Consider the following 20,101-nt stretch of genomic DNA (forward strand, 5'->3'; position numbering starts at 1 on the left):
TTTTTACAGCGCCATCGCCAGCCGCGTCCCCTGATCGATCGCGCGGCGTGCGTCCAGCTCGGCGGCCACGTCGGCGCCGCCGATCAGATGCACGGTTTTCCCCATCGCCAGCAGCGGCTGCTGCAGCTCGCGGCGCGGTTCCTGCCCGGCGCAGATGACCACCGTGTCCACCGGCAGACAGCTGTCCTGCTCGGCGCGGGTGATGTGCAGCCCTTCGTCGTCGATCAGCCGATAGCTGACGCTGTTGAGCATTTTCACGCCGCGCATCGCCAGGCTGGCGCGATGGATCCAACCGGTGGTTTTCCCCAGGCCTTCACCCACTTTGCTGGTTTTGCGCTGCAACAGGTAGATTTGCCGCGCGGCGCGCGGTGCCTGTGGCCCTTGCGCCGCCAGCCCGCCGCGCTGCTCAAGGCGGCCGTCGATGCCCCATTCGCGGTTGAATTCCGCCTGATCCAGGCTGCTGGACACGCCGTGCTGGCTGAGGTACTCGGCGGTGTCGAAGCCGATGCCGCCGGCGCCGACGATCGCCACCCGCTGGCCGACCGGTTTTTTATCGCGCAGCACGTCCAGATAGCTCAGCACCTTGGCGTGGCCGATGCCGGGGATGTCCGGGGTGCGCGGCACGATGCCGCAGGCGAGGATCACTTCGTCGAATTCGCTTAAATCTGCCGCCTCGACCTTGACGCCCAGCCTGACCGTCACTTCGCGCAGCGCCAGCTGGCGGCGGAAGTAACGCAGGGTTTCATGGAATTCTTCCTTGCCGGGGATCTGCTTGGCGATGTTGAACTGGCCGCCGATCTGCTCGGCGGCGTCGAACAGCGTCACCTGATGGCCTCGGCTGGCGGCGGTGGTGGCGAAGGCCAGCCCGGCGGGGCCGGCGCCGATCACCGCCAGTTTTTTCGGTTTCTCCGCCATTGTCAGCGGCATTTCGGTTTCGCGGCAGGCGCGCGGGTTGACCAGGCAGGAAGTCAGCTTGCCTTCAAAAATCTGGTCGAGACAGGCCTGGTTGCAGCCGATGCAGGTATTGATCTCGTCGGCGCGCCCCTCGGCGGCTTTCTGCACAAAGGCGGCGTCGGCGAGGAACGGACGCGCCATCGACACCATGTCGGCGCAGCCGTCCGCCAGCACCTGCTCGGCCACCGCCGGATCGTTGATGCGGTTGGTGGTGATCAGCGGGATGCCGACCTTGCCCATCAGCTTGCGGGTCACCCAACTGAACCCGGCGCGCGGCACCATGGTGGCGATAGTCGGAATACGCGCTTCGTGCCAGCCGATGCCGGTATTGATGATCGTGGCGCCCGCCTGTTCAACCGCCAGCGCCAGCTGCTCGATCTCCTGCCAGCTGGAGCCGTCTTCCACCAGATCGAGCATCGACAGCCGGTAGATCAGAATGAACTCCGCGCCCACCGCCTGGCGCACCGCCCTGACGGTCTCGACGGCGAAGCGCATGCGGTTGGTGAAGCTGCCGCCCCATTGGTCGTCGCGCTGATTGGTGCGCGTCGTCAAGAATTGGTTGATCAGATAGCCTTCGGATCCCATCACTTCCACGCCGTCGTAGCCGGCCTGCTGCGCCAGCGCCGCGCAGCGGGCGAAGTCGGCGATGGTCTGCTCGATCTCCGCTTCGCTGAGCGCGCTCGGCGTAAACGGGTTGATCGGCGCCTGCAGGGCGGAAGGGGCGACCAGCTTGGGTTGATAGCTGTAGCGGCCGGTGTGCAGGATCTGCAGCGCAATTTTGCCGCCCACCCTGTGGACGGCTTCGGTCACCGGGCGGTGGTGAGGCAATTGCTCCTCGCTGTTGAGGATCGAACCGCCGCGAAAAACCACGCCCTGTTCGTTCGGGGCGATGCCGCCGGTGACGATCAGCGCCACGCCGGCGGCGGCGCGCTCGGCATAGAACGCGGCCAGGCGCTGCGGGCCGTCGGGCAGCTCTTCCAGGCCGGTATGCATCGATCCCATCAGCACCCGGTTTTTCAGGGTGGTGAAGCCGAGATCCAGCGGCGCCAGCAGGTGAGGGTAATTGCTCATTGCACTCTCCATCGGGTGAAATCGGGGCCCGTTGTTATAATTATGTGAATACAAGTGGTCGGATGAGATAAATCTAGCCGTTGTCGCGCCGCTTGGGAATCTGCGTTGCGCCGAATGTGATAGACGTCATGAATCTCAGACACTGTTTGCATAACGAACAAAAGATCGGTTAACCTTTGCGCGTTGCAAATTCCTTCTCTCTGCGGAGCCATAACCGAAAATGAACAACCACACCTGTTGATATCTGGTCCCACGCCGTGCGCTCTCGCGCCCTGTGGGGATATTTTGATCTCATTCAGGAGTGCTTATGGCTCATTTTGCGCAGTCCCCTTATTTCGTTTTACATCAACTGACCTGCCAATTTGCTGACGGCGAAACGCTGTTCGGCCCGCTGGATCTCGCTTTCGATCGGCAGCGCTGCGGCCTGGTGGGGCGCAACGGCGTCGGCAAAACCCAGCTGCTGCGCCTGATCGCCGGGCGGGATCGGCCGGGCAACGGGCACGTCGAATCCCATGCCGCATTGGCATACGTTGCGCAGCAGCCGGAGATCGCGGCCGACACTACGCTGGCGCAGCTGCTGGGCTACGGCGAGGTGTTCGCTGCGCTGGCGCGCATCGAGCAGGGGCGGCCGTTGGCGGACGACATCGATCGTCTGGAAGGGCGCTGGGATCTCAACGATCGCCTGCAAAGCGCCTTCGCCGCCGCCGGGCTGCCGGCCTTCGATCCGTTGCGATCCGCATGCGACTTGAGCGGCGGCGAACGGATGCGCGCGGCGCTGTGCGGCGCTTTTCTGGGGGAGGCGGATTATCTGCTGCTGGACGAACCGACCAACCACCTCGACAGCGCCGGGCGCGCCTGGCTGTATCAGCAGCTGGAGCGGTGGCAGGGCGGGCTGCTGATCGCCAGCCATGACCGGCAACTGCTGGGGCGTATGGAGCGCATCGTCGAACTGACGCCCGGCGCGCTGCGCAGCTACGGCGGCAACTACGACGACTACCGCCGCCAGCGCGACACGGAGCAGCAGGCGGCGCGCGCCGATCTGGAGCATGCGCGCGAGGAGCGCCGCCGTACCCGCGCCCGGCAACAGAAAGAGCACGACATGAGCCAGCGGCGCTCGGCGCAAACGCTGCGCGTCGTCGATACGCTGAATATCGCCTCTTTCGAACGGGTGGCCTACAAATCGGCGGCGAAGGAGAGCCTCGGCACGCTGCGCAAACAGCATCAGGACCAGCGCGACAGCCTCGATGCGGCGGTGCGCGAGGCCTATCAGCGGGTGGAAGAGGAACAGCCGGTGTTGCTGGCGCTGCCGGGCAGCGAAGTGAGCGCGAACAAGCAGGTGCTGGTGCTCGAGCAGCTGCAGCTGCCGTTCGTCAGCGCGCCGCCGCTGGATCTGCGGATCGACGGTCCGATGCGCGTGGCGTTGACCGGCCCCAACGGCTGCGGCAAGTCCACCTTGCTGAAGACCGTTCTCGGCCAGCTGGCGCCGCTTGCCGGCCATTGTCATTGCCCGCTGTCGACGGCCTATCTCGATCAAACCCTGTCGCAGCTCGACCCGAGCCTGTCGGTGATGGAGCATCTCGGGCTGCAGGATTCGCCGCTGGTGGAAGGCGCGTTGCGCACCCGGCTGGCGCAGTTGCAGCTTGGCGCCGATCGCATCGCGCTGCCGCTGGGTTCGCTGAGCGGTGGCGAACGGCTGAAGGCGGCGCTGGCCTGCGCGCTGTGGCGGCGGCAACCGGCGCAGCTGCTGTTGCTGGACGAACCGACCAACCACCTGGATCTGGCGTCGTCGCTGGCGATCGAAACCGCCCTGGCGGATTTCCCCGGCGCGATGCTGGTGGTGTCGCACGACGAAGACTTCCTGCAGGCGCTGCGGCCGACGCACCGTCTGCACCGGCAGGCGGACGGTTGGCGGCTTCAGGCCTGGTAACGCGCGAAGGCGGCCCTAAGGAGCCGCCTTTTTCATTTCGGGCGCGTTGATGCACGCCAGCAACTGGGTGAAGGCGGCGGCCATCTGCTCTTCCGGTACGCAGGCAAACCCCATCAGCAGGCCGCGCCGGCGGTTGGGCTGCATGTAGTAGCGCGACAGCGGCCGCACCAGCACCCCGCGCGCGCCGGCGGCGGCGGCGATCGCCACGTCGTCGGCCTCGTCCGGCAGGTTGAGGATCAGATGCAGCCCGGCGTTGCTGTTGAACTCGCTGAGCGCCTGTTTGCCGAGGTGCTGTTCGATCAAGCCGGTCAGGAAAGCGCGCCGCCGGGCATACAGTAGCCGCATGCGGCGGATATGCGCGGTGTAATGCCCCGCCTGAATAAACTCCGCCAGCGCGCTCTGGATCAGCAGGTGCCCGCCGCGGTACAGCTCGGCGTGGGCGGTTTTCAGCGCCTGCACCAGCGGCGGCGGCAACACCACATAGCCGAGGCGCAGCGCCGGATAGAGCGTTTTGCTGAAGGTGCCGATATAAATCACCGGCGCGTCGGCCTCCAGCCCTTGCAGCGCCGGGATCGGTTGGCCGGAAAAGCGGAATTCACTGTCGTAATCGTCCTCGACGATCCAGCCGCCGGCGTTGCGCGCCAGCGCCAGCAGCCGTTGGCGGCGCGCCAGGCTCATCACCGAGCCGAGCGGATACTGGTGCGACGGAGTGACGAAAATCAGGCGGGGCGGGGTGGTCGGCTGCTCCGGCGGCACCAGCCCGGCTTCGTCCACCGCCAGCGGGCAGATGTTCAGCGCATTGATGCGCAGGATATTGCGGATCCCCCAATAGCCCGGCTCTTCGATCCAGGCGTCATCCCCCGGATTGCACAACATGCGCGTCACCAGATCGATCGCCTGATGAATGCCCTCGGTGATCAGGATCTGTTCCGGCGAGCAGCGCACCGAGCGCGCCACCCGTAAATACTCCACCAACGCATGCTGCAGCTCCGGGCTGCCGCCTTGATTGCTGTAGGTCAGCCGCTGCGGCGCCGGGCGGCGGCTGAGGCGCGCCTGGATCTTGCTGAACAGCTGATGGGGAAAGGCGTTGACGTCGGGCACGCCGGGAATGAACGCCCCCCACTGTTTGGGGCTGGCGCTGGCGTGGTGCAGCAGCGTGGTGCCGCGCTCGGACAGCTCGACGCGCCGCGGTTGCCCGCTGCCGTCGGCCGGCGCGCCGCCGGTGGAGAGGCAGCTGTCCGGCACCGTGTCGGCGACGAAGGTGCCGCTGCCGGCGCGCGCCGACACGTAGCCTTCCGCCAGAAGTTGTTCATAAACGGTTAACACCGTGTTGCGGGACAGGCTGAGTTCCTGCGCCAAATCGCGCGAAGCGGGCAGGCGGCTGGAGGGCGGCAGGCTGCCGTCGAGAATGCTGGTGCGGATCGCGTTGTAAAGCCGCTTGTGCAGCTTGTCATCGGGCTGCTCGCCAAGGCGCTGCAGCAACAGATCACCACTCAATGAGCGCAATTGGATCCCTCAATTATTCGTAACTGGCACTCGATTATAGGGCCACATCCTGTGTAAATAAACGTCATTGTTTCACGAATGTGAACGAAACGTGTAACTGGCACCGACCGGAGAGAACAGCATGAAAAACGCAGAATTGAACCAACGCCGTCAGGACGCCACCCCGCGCGGAGTGGGCGTGATGTGTGGTTTTTACGCCGAGCGCGCAGAGAACGCTACGCTGTGGGATGTGGAAGGCAGAGAAGTGATCGATTTCGCCTCGGGGATCGCCGTGCTGAACACCGGCCACCGCCACCCGAAGGTGATCGCCGCGATTGAAAAGCAACTGCAGGCCTTCACCCACACTGCCTATCAGATCGTTCCTTACGAAAGCTATGTCTCGTTGGCGGAGCGCATCAACCAGCGCGCGCCGATCGCCGGCCCGTGTAAAACCGCCTTCTTCACCACCGGCGCGGAAGCGGTGGAAAACGCGGTGAAGATCGCCCGCGCTTACACCGGCCGTCCGGGCTTGATCACCTTCGGCGGCGGCTTCCACGGCCGTACCTACATGACCATGGCGCTGACCGGCAAAGTGGCGCCTTACAAACTGGGCTTCGGGCCGTTCCCCGGTTCGGTGTTCCACGGCCAGTACCCGAATGCGCTGTACGGCGTGACTACCGAAGACGCGATGAACAGCCTGGATCGCTTGTTTAAAGCGGATATCGATCCCAAGCAGGTGGCGGCGATCGTGCTGGAGCCGGTGCAGGGCGAAGGCGGTTTCAACGTGGCGCCGGCCGACTTTATGCAGGCGTTGCGCGCGCTGTGCGACCAGCACGGCATTCTTCTCATTGCCGACGAAGTACAGACCGGCTTCGCCCGTACCGGCAAGCTGTTCGCCATGGAGCACTACAGCGTTAAACCGGATCTGATCACCATGGCGAAAAGCCTGGCGGGCGGCATGCCACTGTCGGCGGTGGCGGGCCGCGCCGAGGTGATGGACGCGCCGGCGCCGGGCGGGCTGGGCGGCACCTACGCCGGTAACCCGCTGGCGGTGGCCGCGGCGCACGCGGTGCTGGACGTGATCGACGAAGAGCAGCTGTGCCAGCGCGCCCAGCGCTTGGGGCAGCACCTGGTGGAAGTGCTGCAGCAGGCGCGCAAAACCAGCCCGGCAATTGCGGATGTACGGGCGCAAGGTTCGATGGTGGCGGTGGAGTTCAACGATCCGGCTACCGGCAAGCCTTCGGCGGAGATCACCCGTCAGGTTCAGCAGAAGGCGATGGAAGAAGGGCTGCTGCTGTTGAGCTGCGGCGTGAACGGCAACGTGATCCGCTTCCTGTATCCGCTGACCATCCCGGACGATCAGTTCACCAAGGCGATGGGCATCCTGTCCCGCGCGCTGGCTCACTAAGGAGCGAACGGCATGAAATTGAACAATCCCGAGCTGCTGCGCAGCCAGTGTCTGATCAACGGCGAATGGTGCGATGCCCTGAGCGGTAAGCGCGAAGCGGTGATCAATCCGGCCACCGGCGCCGAACTGGCCAGCATTCCGCTGGTCAGCGAAGAGGAAACCCAGCAGGCGATCGCGGCGGCGCAGCGGGCGCAAAACGAGTGGAAACAGCTGACCGCCAAGCAGCGTTCCGCGCTGCTGTTGGCCTGGGCCGACAAGGTACTTGCCGCACAGGAAGATCTGGCGCAGCTGATGACCGCCGAGCAGGGCAAATCGCTGGCGGAAGCGCGCGGCGAAGTGGCGTACGCCGCGTCGTTCATCACCTGGTTCGCCGAAGAGGCCAAGCGGGTGGACGGCGCGGTATTGCAGGCGCCGCAGGCTTCGCAGCGCCTGGTGGTGGTGAAACAGCCGATCGGTGTGTGTGCGGCCATCACCCCGTGGAATTTCCCGGCGGCGATGATCACCCGCAAGGTGGCGCCGGCGCTGGCGGCCGGTTGCGCCATCATCGTCAAACCGGCTGAGCAAACGCCGTTGACCGCGTTGGCGCTGGCCAAGCTGGCGCAGGACGCCGGTATTCCCGCCGGCGTTTTGCAGGTGGTGACCGGGGAAGCGGCGCAGGTGGGCAAGGTGCTGTGCGACAGCCCGGTGGTGCGCAAGCTGAGCTTTACCGGTTCGACCGAGGTCGGCCGCATCCTGATGGCGCAGTGCGCGCCGAGCATTAAGAAACTGTCGCTGGAGCTGGGCGGTAACGCGCCGGTCATCGTGTTCGACGACGCCAATCTGGACGCGGCGGTGGCGGGCATCATGGCCTCCAAGTTCCGCAACAGCGGCCAGACCTGCGTCTGCGCCAACCGCATCTACGTGCAGGACGGCATCTACGAGCGGCTGGTGGAAAAACTGGTAGCGGCGGTCGAGCAGCTGAAAGTCGGCGACGGCAGCCAGGAAGGCACCACCCAGGGGCCGCTGATCGACAGCGATGCGGTGGCGAAGGTGCAGAGCCATATCGACGACGCGCTGATCAAAGGGGCGCAGATCGCCACCGGTGGCCAGCCGCACGCGCTCGGCGGCACTTTCTTCCAGCCGACGGTGGTGACCGGCGTAACGCAGAAGATGCGCTTCGCCAAAGAAGAGACCTTCGGGCCGGTGGCGCCGCTGTTCCGCTTCCATGACGAGGCGGAAGCCATCGCCATGGCCAACGACACCGAATTCGGCCTGGCCGCCTACCTGTTCACGCAGAACGCCGCGCGCCAGTGGCGCGTGCCGGAAGCGCTGGAGTACGGCATGGTCGGCATCAACACCGGGCTGATTTCCAACGAAGTGGCGCCGTTCGGCGGCGTGAAACAGTCAGGGCTCGGGCGTGAAGGATCGCGCTACGGGATAGAAGAATATCTGGAGCTGAAATACCTGTGTATCGATGTGAGCTGTTGAGCGTCAGGACGTTAACCCATCCCGGCGGCCAGCGTCGCCGGGCGATAAAGGATGATGCATGTCTGATAATATCTCTGTTTCTCCGGCGCTTACCGCCGGGGTGCGAGCACCTGCACCCGCCAAATCGTTAAGTTTCCTCGAAGGGGTGGCGATGATCGTCGGCACCAACATCGGCGCCGGGGTGCTCTCCATCGCCTACGCCTCCAGCAAGGCCGGTTTCCTGCCGCTGCTGTTCTGGCTGGTGCTGGTGGGGAGTCTGACCACCATCACTATGCTGTACGTCGCCGAATCCACGCTGCGCACCCGCGCACATCTGCAGCTGAGCGGGCTGGCGAAGCGCTACGTCGGCGGCCTGGGCGCCTGGCTGATGTTCGCTTCGGTGTGCGTCAACAGCGTTGGGGCGCTTACCGCCTACATGACCGGCAGCGGTAAGCTGCTGCAATCGCTGTTCGGCATCTCGCCGGCGCTGGGCAGCCTGCTGTTCTTCGTGCCCGCCGCCGGCGTGCTGTATCTCGGTTTGAAAGCGATCGGCCGCGGCGAGAAGTTCATCAGCATCGGCATGGTGGTGATGCTGACCGCGCTGGTGGCGGCGACGCTGCTGAAAGACACCACCCAGATGCGCAACCTGCTGGACGGCGACTGGCGCTTTATGGTGCCGGTGTTCAACGTGGTGGTGTTCTGCTTCTCGGCGCAGTACATCGTGCCGGAAATGGCGCGCGGCTTTGCCGACAAGCCGGAGCAGTTGCCGAAGGCGATCATCGTCGGCATGGCGGTGACCTTCATTTTGCTGGCGGCGGTGCCGATGTCGGTGATCGCGCTCAGCGGGCTGGATGGCATCTCCGACGTGGCCACCATCTCCTGGGGCCAGGCGCTGGGGCAGTGGGCGTTCTTCTCCGCCAACATCTTCGCGCTGTGCGCGATGCTGACTTCCTACTGGGGATTGGGCGGCAGCTTTCTGACCAATATTTTCGACAAGTTCCGGCTGGGCAACGACGAGCTGCCGCTGCGCCGCTTCGGCGTGCTGCTGCTGGTGGTGGTGCCGCCGTTCGCGCTGGCCTACAGCGGGCTGGTGTCGTTCGTCAACGCGCTCTACTTCGCCGGGGTGTTCAGCGGGGTGATCCTGTCGATCATGCCGATGCTGATCCTGCGCGGCGCACGCAAACATGGCGACCAGACGCCGCGCTGGCAGTGCAACTGGATCACGCACCCGCTGCTGCAGATCAGCATTGTGCTGCTGTACCTGGCCAGCGCGGTGTACGCCATCGCTTCATTGTTAGGCTATCTGCCCTCTGGATGGTGATTTGCCTTCCCTCAAGCAGTGATGTTGTTTCTCGGCATTGAGAACGGCGGCGTCGTGGCCGCCGATTTTTTTCTCAGGCGCGCCTCTTTGCCGACAGCGCCAGCCAGGCCTGCACCGACGGGCGCTGCCACTGCTTGTGCGCATAGTGGCGCAGGCGCTCCGGCACCGGATCGCCGTGCATCACCAGCCGGTTGAGCATCAGCGCCAGATCGGTGTCGGCGATGCACCACTCCCTGAACAGATTGTCCTGCCCGTGGCTCAGCAGCTTTTCGACGGCGTCGATCAGCTTGCGTGCGGCCCCCTGTGCGGCTTCGGACAGCGGCGGGAACTTGCCGTTGTTGAACACCACCTCGGTCGAGCGCTCGGCGCGGATCGGCTGCAGATCGCTGCGCAGCCAGGCTTGGATCTCGCGCGCCTTGGCGCGCAGCTTCACGTCGCGCGGGTACACGGCGTGGGCTGGATGGATGTCCTCCAGGTATTCGGCGATCGCCGAAGACTCCGAGAGCTGAAACTCGCCGATGGCCAGCGTCGGCACCCGGCGGGTGAGCGACAGCGCCGCGTAGGCCGCCTCTTTATTCTCTTCCTTCGCCAGATCCACCGTCTTCACGGTGAACGGAATGCCTTTTTCCGTCAGCACGACAAAGGCGGACATGGCGTACGGGCTGAAAAATTCACTGTCGGTGTAAAGCTCGGTGATCGGTTGAGACATCGGCGGTTCCTCGGGGTTAAGGGGAGAACATTCATCATTGTTGAGGGATGGCTAAAAATCAATCTGTTAGGTCAAAAGTTGTTTGATGCCGCGGCCTGCAGCGCCGTGAGCTCCTTCAGGATGATGTGATATATTTGTTGCCAACACGTGAATTGAGCCGTATTGGGTAACATGAAGACGCAGTGGATAGAACGAGTAAAAGTGGGATGCGCGCGCCTGTGGCCGCACCCGCTGGCGGTGGGCAAACGAGAGATGCTGATTTCCAGCGTCGGCGCCGGTTTGGGGCTGATGCTCGCCGGCTGGATCAGCCACTTTATTTTGGGCGAGGTGAACCTGTGGTTTATCGCGCCGATGGGCGCCTCGGCGGTGCTGCTGTTCGGCGTGCCCAACAGCCCGCTGGCGCAGCCCTGGTCGATCGTCGGCGGCAATGCGCTGGCGGCGACGGTGGGTGTCAGCGCCGGTCTGCTGATCCCCGATCCGGGCCTGGCCTGCGGCGTTGCGGCGGCGGTGGCCATCGGCCTGATGTTCAAGCTGCGCTGCCTGCATCCTCCGGGTGGCGCGGTGGCGCTGACCGCCATCCTCGGCGGCCCCGGCATTCACCAGATGGGCTACCACTTCGTGCTGTACCCGGTGCTGCTGAACTCGGTGCTGCTGGCGGCGCTGGCCATTCTGTTCAATAACCTGGCCGGGCGACGCTACCCGCACGCGCTGGCGCCGGCGGAGGCCAAACCGGCCAATCTGCCGATCGATGCCGTTGCCATCACCCGCGCCGATCTGCACGAGGCGCTGATGGAGGGGGATCTGTTCGATATTGACGAGGACGATCTGCAGGAGATCCTGCTGCGCGCCGAGCAGCTGGCGCATCAGCGGCAAAGCAAGACCGCCTGATCAGCCCAGCGTTTTGCGGTAAAACACTACTCGCTCCGTTTCGGCAAAGCCCAGCGCCGCATGCAGGCGCTGGGAGTCCAGATTGGCGATATCGGTATCCGACGCCAGCTCGCTGCACCCCTGTTGCTTCGCCCACTCCTGCACCTGCGCGATCAGGCGCGCGGCCCAGCCCTGGCGGCGGGCGCGTTCGGCGGTATAAATTCCTTCCAAAAACGCCACCGGCGACGATTCGCAGCCGTTGACGTAATCGTAGCGCAGCGCGACCTCGGCAAAGGCAACGAAAGCGCCGTCCAGCCCCCGCGCCATAAACGCGGTGTGGTGCGGCGAAGCCAATATCTCGCGCATTTCCGCGCGGTGATCTTCAGGCGAGCCGGAGGGCCACAGCGCGGTGCGCAGCGCCAGCCAGGCGTCGAGGTTGTCGTGGTCGCAGATGACGATCATGCGGGATCCTTATGGGTCGGAATAAACGAGAATGCCGAGAGAGAAGTGTGGCACGCAGGCGGGAAACAAAAAAGCCACCCCGGACAGGATGGCTTGTAAGGCTGTGAAAACAGCAAAAATTTGGTGGCCCCTGTTGGGTTTGAACCAACGACCAAGCGATTATGAGTCGCCTGCTCTAACCACTGAGCTAAGGGGCCAAGCCGCGAGATTATAGGGAATCCTTAAGCGGCGGTCTACTGTTACTCGCCCGTATGTTGCTTTTCTGCACAGTTCTAGCCTGTTGTAATTGCTGGCGGATTTTGCGATAACCGCAGTAAATCCCTGCAATGGACTCACGACACTCATGGAACTTCTGGCGCCCAATCTGCGGGTGGTGTTTTGCGGCATCAACCCCGGTCTTTCTTCCGCCCATCAGGGCTATCCTTTCGCCAACGGCAGCAATCGCTTCTGGAAGGTGATCCATCAGGCCGGCTTTACCGAGAGCCAGCTGGCGCCGGAGCAGTGGCAGCAGTTGAAGGACAACGGCTGCGGCATTACCGCGCTGGTGGCGCGCCCGACGGTGGCGGCCAGCGAGCTGTCGCGCGACGAGCTGCGTAGCGGCGGTGAGGCGCTGCAAGAGAAGATCCTGCGCTATCAGCCGCGCGCGCTGGCGATTTTGGGCAAGCAGGCGTTCACCACCGCCTTCGGGGTGAAAAATGCGCCCTGGGGCAAGCAGACGCTGACGTTGGGGGAAACCGAGGTGTGGGTATTGCCCAACCCCAGCGGATTGAACCGCGCCACCCTGGAGCAGCTCACCGCCAGCTATCGCGAGCTGTTCCTGGCGCTGCAATGATGCGGCGAGGCGTATTCAGGGCATAAAAAAACCCCGGCAGGCCGGGGTTTTTGTTTTTGGTGCGGCAGCCGGACTTAGTCGTCCAGGAAGCTGCGCAGCACTTCGGAGCGGCTTGGGTGACGCAGCTTGCGCAGCGCCTTGGCTTCGATCTGACGGATACGCTCACGGGTAACGTCAAACTGCTTGCCTACCTCTTCCAGCGTGTGGTCGGTGTTCATGTCGATACCGAAACGCATGCGCAGCACTTTCGCTTCGCGCGCGGTCAGGCCGGCCAGCACGTCGTGGGTGGCGGAACGCAGGCTTTCCGAGGTCGCGGAGTCCAGCGGCAGCTCGAGGGTGGTATCCTCGATGAAGTCGCCCAGATGCGAATCTTCGTCGTCGCCGATCGGCGTCTCCATCGAGATTGGCTCTTTGGCGATCTTCAGCACCTTGCGGATCTTGTCTTCCGGCATCAGCATGCGCTCGGCCAGCTCTTCCGGCGTCGGCTCGCGGCCCATCTCTTGCAGCATCTGGCGCGAAATACGGTTGAGCTTGTTGATGGTCTCAATCATATGCACCGGAATACGGATGGTGCGCGCCTGGTCGGCGATGGAGCGGGTGATAGCCTGACGGATCCACCAGGTGGCGTACGTCGAGAACTTGTAGCCGCGGCGGTATTCGAACTTGTCTACCGCTTTCATCAGGCCGATGTTGCCTTCCTGAATCAGATCCAGGAACTGCAGGCCGCGGTTGGTGTATTTCTTGGCGATGGAAATAACCAGACGCAGGTTGGCCTCAACCATTTCTTTCTTCGCGCGGCGCGCTTTCGCTTCACCGATCGACATGCGACGGTTGATGTCTTTGACCTGCTCGATGGTCAGGCCGGTTTCTTCTTCGATCTGACGCAGTTTCTGCAGGCTGCGCTGCACGTCTTCGGCCACGTCTTTCAGCTTTTCCGACCATGGCTTGGCCATCGCCAGCGCGGCTTCGAACCAGGAATCGCTGGTTTCGTTGCCGGCGAACAGGGTGACGAAGTTTTTCTTCGGCATTTTGCACTGTTCAACGCACAGCTTCATGATGATGCGTTCCTGGGTGCGAACGCGGTCCATCATGGTGCGCATGCTGTTGACCAGGAAGTCGAACTGTTTCGGCACCAGGCGGAACTGCTTGAACACTTCGGACAGCTTCAGGATCTCGTCCGCGGCGCTGGCGTGGCTGCGGCCGTTCTTCTTGATCACCAAGCGCGTCGCTTCATACTGATCGCGCAGCTCGGCGAACTTCTGACGCGCCAGCTCAGGATCGATGCTGTTGTCGTCTTCGGTGTCGTCCTCTTCGGCATCCTCATCTTCTTCGTCGTCGTCTTGCTCTTCGCTCGACAGTTCGGAACCGATGTGGGTGGCGGTTGGGGCGATGTCCTCTTCCGCGTTAGGATCGACGAAGCCGGTGATCAGGTCGGACAGGCGCGCTTCGCCCGCTTCGACGCGATCGTACTGTTCAAGCAGGTAGGTAATGGCTTCCGGGTATTCGGCAACCGAGCACTGCACCTGGTTGATGCCGTCTTCGATGCGCTTGGCGATGTCGATTTCGCCTTCGCGCGTCAGCAGTTCGACGGTACCCATTTCGCGCATGTACATGCGCACCGGGTCGGTGGTGCGGCCGATTTCGGATTCCACGCTGGACAGAACCTGTGCGGCGGCTTCTTCCGCATCTTCGTCCGTGCTGTTCGAGTTTTCGGCGAGCAGCAGGTCATCGGCGTCCGGTGCTTCTTCCATCACCTGGATGCCCATGTCGTTAATCATCTGGATGATGTCTTCGATCTGATCGGAGTCGACGATATCTTCCGGCAGATGGTCATTGACCTCAGCATAGGTCAGATAGCCTTGCTCCTTACCACGGGTGACAAGTAGCTTCAGCTGTGACTGCGGGTTTTGCTCCATAAGACGGTATCCACACTTCAGAGTATTTAGGTTGGTGTCGGTCGGCGAAACCGCCAACAATAGCATTTGGGGCGTTTTCGTTATCGCCGCGGCCCACTATGGCGGCACTGTGCAGGGCTCTGCCCTCGCAATTATCGGCACTTAAGCCGTTTGGTATTCAGTTTTTCTTCGCTAAAACCTGGTTGAGGGAACGGACTTCTTCACGTTCCTCCGGGCTCAGGCCGCGCGTTCTGGCCTGGGCGATCAGCGTTTCCAGCCGTTGCTCGAGCACCGAGTCGTACAGGCTGGCCAACGTATCCAAAAAGGTCTGCTCGACCATATCCTCAACGATCATATGGTTCCAGGTCGCCAAGGTTTCAAGCTGCTGGCTGAATTTGTTGTCGCGATACAGCTCCAGCAATTGCCCGGTCGTCAGGCCCGGCTGCGCCAAACAGGTCTGCACCAGTTCGACGAACAGCGGCAATCCCGCCTGTTTGGTCTGCTCCAGCCCTTCAAGCGAAGGGATAAGTGTAGCCAACTGCGGATTTTGCACCAGTAACCCTATCAGTATACGCATGGTTGTGCGTTTTAGCTGGGGCGCCTGATAAGGATTCGCATTTTCCGCCTGCTTGGGCATCAGCTTGTCGAGCTGGCTATCGTCCAGCAGCCCCAGCTTGTTGCCGAGCTCCTGGCGCAGGTACAAGCGCAACGTTTCGCCCGGCACCTGAGTAATCAGCGGCAGCGCCAGCGTGCTCAGCTTGGCGCGCCCGTCCGGGCTGCTCAGATCCACCTGCGGCAGCAGGCTTTCGAACAGGAAAGTGGACAGCGGCTGCGCCTGCTCCATTCGCTGTTCGAAGGCTTCTTTGCCTTCCTTGCGCACCAGGGTGTCCGGGTCTTCGCCGTCAGGCAAAAACATGAACCGCAGCTGGCGCCCGTCGTTCAGGTACGGCAACGCGGTTTCCAACGCCCGCCATGCCGCTTCGCGGCCGGCGCGGTCGCCGTCGTAACAGCAGACGACGTTGTCGGTGGCGCGGAACAGCAGCTGAATGTGTTCAGCCGTCGTCGAGGTTCCGAGCGAGGCGACGGCATAATCGATGCCGAATTGCGCCAACGCCACCACGTCCATATACCCTTCCACCACCAGCAGCCGCTGCAGGGTAGGGTGGTTCTGCTGTGCTTCATACAGGCCGTAAAGCTGGCGGCCCTTATGGAAAACTTCGGTTTCCGGCGAGTTCAGGTACTTCGGCATGCCATCGCCCAATACGCGGCCGCCGAAGGCGATCACGCGCCCGCGTTTGTCGCGGATGGGGAACATCACCCGTTCGCGGAAACGGTCGTACGAACGCCCCTGATCGTTAGTCACCAGCATGCCGGCATCGTTCAATGCGCGGCGCGAGTCGGCGTCGCGGCCGAAACGCTTCAGGGCGTTGTCCCATCCCGCCGGCGCGAAGCCGATGGCGAAATGGCGAATAACGTCGTCACTTAATCCGCGCTGCTGCAAATAGCTGCGCGCCGGTGCCCCGGAGGACTGCTGCAGTGACTGTTGATAGAACGCGCTGAGCTGCTCCATCAGTTGGTACAGGCTCTGGCGCTGATGGCGTTCGATCTGGGTTGGCCCGGTGCCCGCTTCGTAAGGCACTTCCAGCCCGTGCATGGTCGCCAGCTCTTCGATGGTTTCGACAAACTCAAGCCGGTCGTAATTCATCAAAAAGTCGACGGCGTTGCCGTGCGCACCACACCCAAAACAGTGATAAAACTGCTTTTCGCCATTAACGGTAAATGAAGGCGTCTTTTCGTGGTGGAACGGACAGCACGCGTGGTAGTTCTTGCCTTGCTTCTTGAGCTTCACGCGGGCGTCGATCAGATCGACGATGTCGGTGCGAGCCAGCAAGTCATTGATAAATACGCGCGGAATTCGTCCAGCCATAAGCCCTTACTTCATTAGCCTATAAACGAGAACAAGCCGCGCATTCCTTTCGGAAAGCACGGCCTTCGTATGCAACTACTCGGTCTGCGCGATTTTGAAAATCAGAAATTCACGCGGTGGGGTTGCCCCCGAAGAATTAATACAGACGAGTGCGGCGTGCGTTTTCGCGAGCCAGTTTCTTCGCGTGACGTTTCACAGCAGAAGCTTTAGCGCGTTTACGTTCGGTAGTTGGTTTTTCATAAAACTCACGACGACGAACTTCAGCTAAAACACCCGCTTTTTCGCAAGAGCGTTTGAAACGACGCAGAGCAACGTCAAATGGCTCGTTTTCACGTACTTTAATTACCGGCATGTGCCTCTCACCTCAATAAAATTCGGTTTGCTGCTGGCCAAGCGCCAGCCTTTTCAAAATGGTGCGGAATTTTACTCCAATGGATGCTGCTTTGTAAAGCACCACAGCAAATTGAAACCCGCGTCGCTCTGCCGCAACGTGCGCAATTTTGCACCGGGCGCTGATTATAGACTAATCAGAAAAAAATGCTCGTGTTTAATCGCCTGGGCATTTTCTGGATGAATCATCGACATAGGTGCGAGCCGGTGACAAGATGCGCCGCACCGGCGGTAAATGCGGCGGAATGTGGTAGACTGGCGGCCGCACGTGAATGATGGGAAATGTAATGCGAGTACTGGGTATAGAAACGTCCTGCGATGAAACCGGAATTGCAGTGTATGACGATCAAACCGGTTTGTTGGCCAACCAATTATACAGCCAGGTGAAGCTGCACGCCGACTACGGCGGTGTGGTGCCGGAACTGGCCTCCCGCGATCACGTGCGCAAAACCGTGCCGCTGATTCAGGCGGCGCTGAAAGAGGCCAACCTGACCCCGGCCGACATCGACGGCGTGGCCTACACCGCCGGGCCGGGCCTGGTGGGGGCGCTGCTGGTCGGCGCGACCGTCGGGCGCGCGCTGGCGTTCGCCTGGAACGTGCCGGCGGTGCCGGTGCACCATATGGAAGGCCACCTGCTGGCACCGATGCTGGAAGACAATCCGCCGGCATTCCCGTTCGTCGCGCTGCTGGTCTCCGGCGGCCACACCCAGCTGATCAGCGTCACCGGCATCGGTGAGTATGAGCTGCTGGGCGAGTCGATCGACGACGCGGCCGGCGAAGCGTTCGACAAGACCGCCAAGCTGCTCGGCCTGGATTATCCCGGCGGGCCGATGCTGTCGAAGATGGCGCAGCAGGGCACGGCGGGGCGCTTCACCTTCCCGCGGCCGATGACCGATCGTCCGGGGCTGGACTTCAGTTTCTCCGGGCTGAAAACCTTCGCCGCCAACACCATCCGCTCCAACGGCAACGACGATCAGACGCGTGCCGACATCGCCCGCGCCTTCGAGGATGCGGTGGTGGATACGCTGGCGATCAAATGCAAACGCGCGCTGGAGCAGACCGGCTTCAAGCGCCTGGTGATGGCCGGCGGCGTAAGCGCCAACCGCACGCTGCGCGCCAAACTGGCGGAGATGATGCATAAACGCGGTGGGGAAGTGTTCTATGCCCGCCCGGAATTTTGCACCGACAACGGCGCGATGATCGCCTATGCCGGCATGGTGCGCCTGAAGAGCGGCGCCAACCTGGAGCTGAGCGTTTCGGTGCGGCCGCGCTGGCCGCTGGCGGAATTGCCTGCGGTATAAAACAAAGGGCCGGATTATCCGGCCCTTCTGCTATTCGTCTTTCGGCTGGTCGCCGTTATCCGCGTCGTTTTTCTTCTTGCGCAGCTTGCCCCAAATCTTGCCTTCCTGGCCGCGCCACAGGCGCTGAATATTGTCGTGATGCCGCATCAGGATCAGGCAGGAGAGCATCGCTACCGGGAAGGTGAACTGCGGTTTGAACCACCAGACGTAGAACGGGGCGATCAGCGCGCTGACGATGGCGCCGAGCGAAGAGTAACCGCTGAGCAGCACCGTCAACAGCCAGGTACCGGTCATCAGGCCGGTCAGATCCCAGCCGATAGGCGCGATGGCGCCAAATGCCGTCGCCACGCCTTTACCGCCACGGAAGTGGAAGAACACCGGATAGATGTGCCCCAGACAGGCGGCGATCGCCGTCAGGCCGAGGTACAGCGGCGGCACATCGAGTTTGTAGGCCAGCCAGACCGGCAGCATCCCTTTCAGAATATCGAACACCAGCACCGCCGCCGCCGCCAGCCGGCCGCCGATGCGCAGGACGTTGGTCGCCCCGGGGTTTCCTGAGCCATGTTCACGCGGATCCGGCAGCCTGGCGATCCGGCAAACCAGGATCGCACTGGAAATCGAGCCGCACAGATACGCGAAGATAATCATGCCAAGCGCGGTAGCACTCATAACGCGGTTCCGTTTAATAATGGTCGTTTTACTCGCAACATCCATGGATAATACGCACATTCCGCTGGAAGTGGTATCCGGCAAGGCCAAAAACAGAGAATGACGTGATGGATATCGTATTTATTGAAGAGCTTACCGTAATTACCACCATTGGCGTTTATGAGTGGGAACAGGGCATTCGTCAGAAGCTGGTGTTCGATATCGAAATGGGCTGGGATAACCGGCCGGCCGCCGCCAGCGACGACGTAACTGACTGTCTGAGCTATGCCGACGTCAGCGACGCCGTGATCCGGCACGTTGAATCGAACCGGTTCGCGCTGGTGGAACGCGTGGCGGAGGAAATATCCGAAATTTTGCTTCAGCGCTTCAATTCCCCGTGGGTCCGTATTAAGGTCAGCAAACCGGGCGCTGTAGCACATGCCAATCGGGTCGGCGTGATCATTGAGCGCGGCACTCGTCCCGCATGATTTTATGTCATCTGCTTGCAACGAAAGACCGTTAAGCTGGTCTTAATCCTGAGAATTGTTTTAGCGGCATTGTCTTTAAGCACTGCCGCTTTTTTATGTTTATGTTAGTCGCAAATTTATGGGGTGAGCGAAGCACATGACGGACATGCATTCACTGTTTATTGCGTTTGTTCTTGGGGTTGTTGAGGGATTAACCGAATTTCTGCCGGTGTCTTCCACCGGGCATATGATCATCGTTGGCGAGTGGCTGGGCTTTACCGGCGACAAAGCCAAGACCTTTGAAGTCATCATCCAACTGGGGTCGATCCTGGCGGTGGTAGTGATGTTCTGGCGCCGGTTGTTCGGCCTGATCGGCATCCATTTCGGCGGCAAGCCGGTGGAGCATGAGGGCAAAACCCGCGGCCGGCTGAAGCTGGGGCACATCCTGTTGGGGATGATCCCGGCAGTGGTGCTGGGGTTGATATTCCACGATGTCATTAAATCGCTGTTCGCGCCGAAAAACGTGATGTACGCGTTGGTGGTCGGCGGCCTGCTGTTGTTGACGGCGGAATGGCTGAAGCCGAAGAAGCCGCGTGCGGAAGGGCTGGATGACATCACCTACCGGCAGGCGTTTTTGATCGGTTGCTTCCAGTGCCTGGCGCTGTGGCCGGGCTTCTCCCGTTCGGGAGCGACCATCGCCGGTGGCATGCTGGTGGGCGTAAACCGCTATGCGGCGTCCGAGTTCTCCTTCATTTTGGCGGTGCCGATGATGATAGGCGCCAGCGGCCTGGATCTGTACAAGAGCCTGCACTTCCTGACCTGGGGCGACCTGCCGATGTTCGCCGTCGGTTTCGTTACTGCCTTCGTGGTGGCGCTGATTGCGATCAAAACCTTCCTGTCGCTGATCAAACGCATCTCGTTCGTGCCGTTCGCCATCTACCGCTTTATCGTGGCGGCCGTGGTTTACATGGTGTTCCTGTAAGCCCGATGC

The 20,101-nt window shown here is 62.1% G+C and carries 17 protein-coding genes and 1 tRNA gene; 9 read left to right on the top strand and 9 right to left on the bottom strand.

The window, feature by feature from the left end; genetic code table 11:
* Nucleotides 1–3: 3 nt before the first annotated feature.
* Nucleotides 4–2,025, bottom strand: a complete 2,022-nt coding sequence (locus ACJ8HH_RS16880) for an oxidoreductase (protein WP_060451957.1) — start codon at nucleotides 2,023–2,025, stop codon at nucleotides 4–6.
* Between the two features lie 307 nt (nucleotides 2,026–2,332).
* On the opposite strand from ACJ8HH_RS16880, the gene ACJ8HH_RS16885 reads away from it, so the two are divergent.
* Complete coding sequence (locus tag ACJ8HH_RS16885; protein WP_033649019.1) at nucleotides 2,333–3,952, top strand: ABC-F family ATP-binding cassette domain-containing protein; 1,620 nt, start codon at nucleotides 2,333–2,335, stop codon at nucleotides 3,950–3,952.
* A gap of 15 nt (nucleotides 3,953–3,967) precedes the next feature.
* On the opposite strand, the gene pdxR is transcribed toward ACJ8HH_RS16885, so the two are convergent.
* Complete coding sequence (gene pdxR, locus ACJ8HH_RS16890; RefSeq protein ID WP_060419776.1) at nucleotides 3,968–5,458, bottom strand: MocR-like pyridoxine biosynthesis transcription factor PdxR; 1,491 nt, start codon at nucleotides 5,456–5,458, stop codon at nucleotides 3,968–3,970.
* A gap of 121 nt (nucleotides 5,459–5,579) precedes the next feature.
* Here pdxR and ACJ8HH_RS16895 point away from each other — a divergent pair, with 121 nt between their 5' ends.
* The 3 genes from ACJ8HH_RS16895 to ACJ8HH_RS16905 are packed head-to-tail and all read left to right on the top strand — an operon-like array spanning nucleotide 5,580 to nucleotide 9,612.
* Nucleotides 5,580–6,845 (top strand): 4-aminobutyrate--2-oxoglutarate transaminase, encoded by a 1,266-nt coding sequence (locus ACJ8HH_RS16895; protein WP_047570450.1) that lies wholly within the window; start codon nucleotides 5,580–5,582, stop codon nucleotides 6,843–6,845.
* A 12-nt stretch (nucleotides 6,846–6,857) separates the two neighbouring features.
* Nucleotides 6,858–8,312 (top strand): NAD-dependent succinate-semialdehyde dehydrogenase, encoded by a 1,455-nt coding sequence (locus ACJ8HH_RS16900; protein ID WP_060451958.1) that lies wholly within the window; start codon nucleotides 6,858–6,860, stop codon nucleotides 8,310–8,312.
* A gap of 58 nt (nucleotides 8,313–8,370) precedes the next feature.
* On the top strand, nucleotides 8,371–9,612 hold the full coding sequence (locus ACJ8HH_RS16905) for an aromatic amino acid transport family protein (RefSeq protein ID WP_060451959.1): 1,242 nt from the start codon (nucleotides 8,371–8,373) through the stop codon (nucleotides 9,610–9,612).
* Nucleotides 9,613–9,685: 73 nt separating this feature from the next.
* Here ACJ8HH_RS16905 and yfcF read toward each other — a convergent pair whose 3' ends face one another.
* Nucleotides 9,686–10,321 carry a glutathione transferase gene (gene yfcF, locus ACJ8HH_RS16910; protein WP_041036793.1) on the bottom strand — a complete coding sequence of 212 codons (636 nt, stop codon included), beginning with the start codon at nucleotides 10,319–10,321 and terminating at the stop codon, nucleotides 9,686–9,688.
* A 171-nt stretch (nucleotides 10,322–10,492) separates the two neighbouring features.
* On the opposite strand from yfcF, the gene ACJ8HH_RS16915 reads away from it, so the two are divergent.
* Entirely contained in the window at nucleotides 10,493–11,209 is a 717-nt protein-coding gene (locus tag ACJ8HH_RS16915; RefSeq protein WP_060388247.1) for an HPP family protein, read from the top strand.
* Here the strand turns inward: ACJ8HH_RS16915 and ACJ8HH_RS16920 are convergent, their stop codons facing one another.
* Entirely contained in the window at nucleotides 11,210–11,650 is a 441-nt protein-coding gene (locus ACJ8HH_RS16920; RefSeq protein WP_033649026.1) for an aminoglycoside N-acetyltransferase AAC(6')-Ic, read from the bottom strand.
* A gap of 121 nt (nucleotides 11,651–11,771) precedes the next feature.
* Nucleotides 11,772–11,847, bottom strand: a tRNA-Ile gene (locus tag ACJ8HH_RS16925).
* Nucleotides 11,848–11,993: 146 nt separating this feature from the next.
* On the opposite strand from ACJ8HH_RS16925, the gene mug reads away from it, so the two are divergent.
* Complete coding sequence (mug, locus tag ACJ8HH_RS16930; RefSeq protein ID WP_033649053.1) at nucleotides 11,994–12,482, top strand: G/U mismatch-specific DNA glycosylase; 489 nt, start codon at nucleotides 11,994–11,996, stop codon at nucleotides 12,480–12,482.
* A 74-nt stretch (nucleotides 12,483–12,556) separates the two neighbouring features.
* On the opposite strand, the gene rpoD is transcribed toward mug, so the two are convergent.
* The 3 genes from rpoD to rpsU all read right to left on the bottom strand — a co-directional run bounded on the left by rpoD (nucleotide 12,557) and on the right by rpsU (nucleotide 16,656).
* Nucleotides 12,557–14,398, bottom strand: coding sequence for an RNA polymerase sigma factor RpoD (gene rpoD, locus ACJ8HH_RS16935; protein ID WP_033636080.1), 1,842 nt, complete (start codon nucleotides 14,396–14,398; stop codon nucleotides 12,557–12,559).
* 157 nt (nucleotides 14,399–14,555) lie between these two features.
* On the bottom strand, nucleotides 14,556–16,304 hold the full coding sequence (dnaG, locus tag ACJ8HH_RS16940) for a DNA primase (protein ID WP_025304325.1): 1,749 nt from the start codon (nucleotides 16,302–16,304) through the stop codon (nucleotides 14,556–14,558).
* A 136-nt stretch (nucleotides 16,305–16,440) separates the two neighbouring features.
* Complete coding sequence (rpsU, locus tag ACJ8HH_RS16945) at nucleotides 16,441–16,656, bottom strand: 30S ribosomal protein S21 (protein WP_001144069.1); 216 nt, start codon at nucleotides 16,654–16,656, stop codon at nucleotides 16,441–16,443.
* A 325-nt stretch (nucleotides 16,657–16,981) separates the two neighbouring features.
* Between rpsU and tsaD the strand changes: the two genes are divergently transcribed.
* The gene (gene tsaD / locus ACJ8HH_RS16950) at nucleotides 16,982–17,995 is read left to right on the top strand and encodes a tRNA (adenosine(37)-N6)-threonylcarbamoyltransferase complex transferase subunit TsaD (protein WP_060436675.1); all 1,014 of its coding nucleotides are present in this window, start codon (nucleotides 16,982–16,984) and stop codon (nucleotides 17,993–17,995) included.
* Nucleotides 17,996–18,025: 30 nt separating this feature from the next.
* Here tsaD and plsY read toward each other — a convergent pair whose 3' ends face one another.
* The gene (gene plsY, locus ACJ8HH_RS16955; protein WP_033636078.1) at nucleotides 18,026–18,664 is read right to left on the bottom strand and encodes a glycerol-3-phosphate 1-O-acyltransferase PlsY; all 639 of its coding nucleotides are present in this window, start codon (nucleotides 18,662–18,664) and stop codon (nucleotides 18,026–18,028) included.
* A 107-nt stretch (nucleotides 18,665–18,771) separates the two neighbouring features.
* Here plsY and folB point away from each other — a divergent pair, with 107 nt between their 5' ends.
* Nucleotides 18,772–19,131 carry a bifunctional dihydroneopterin aldolase/7,8-dihydroneopterin epimerase gene (gene folB, locus ACJ8HH_RS16960; RefSeq protein ID WP_033636077.1) on the top strand — a complete coding sequence of 120 codons (360 nt, stop codon included), beginning with the start codon at nucleotides 18,772–18,774 and terminating at the stop codon, nucleotides 19,129–19,131.
* A gap of 136 nt (nucleotides 19,132–19,267) precedes the next feature.
* Nucleotides 19,268–20,092, top strand: a complete 825-nt coding sequence (gene bacA, locus ACJ8HH_RS16965) for an undecaprenyl-diphosphate phosphatase (protein WP_033654814.1) — start codon at nucleotides 19,268–19,270, stop codon at nucleotides 20,090–20,092.
* The last annotated feature ends 9 nt before the right edge of the window (nucleotides 20,093–20,101 follow it).

It is taken from the genome of Serratia sp. CY32780 (genome assembly GCF_052169135.1).
GTDB classification, from domain to species: Bacteria; Pseudomonadota; Gammaproteobacteria; order Enterobacterales; family Enterobacteriaceae; genus Serratia; species Serratia sarumanii.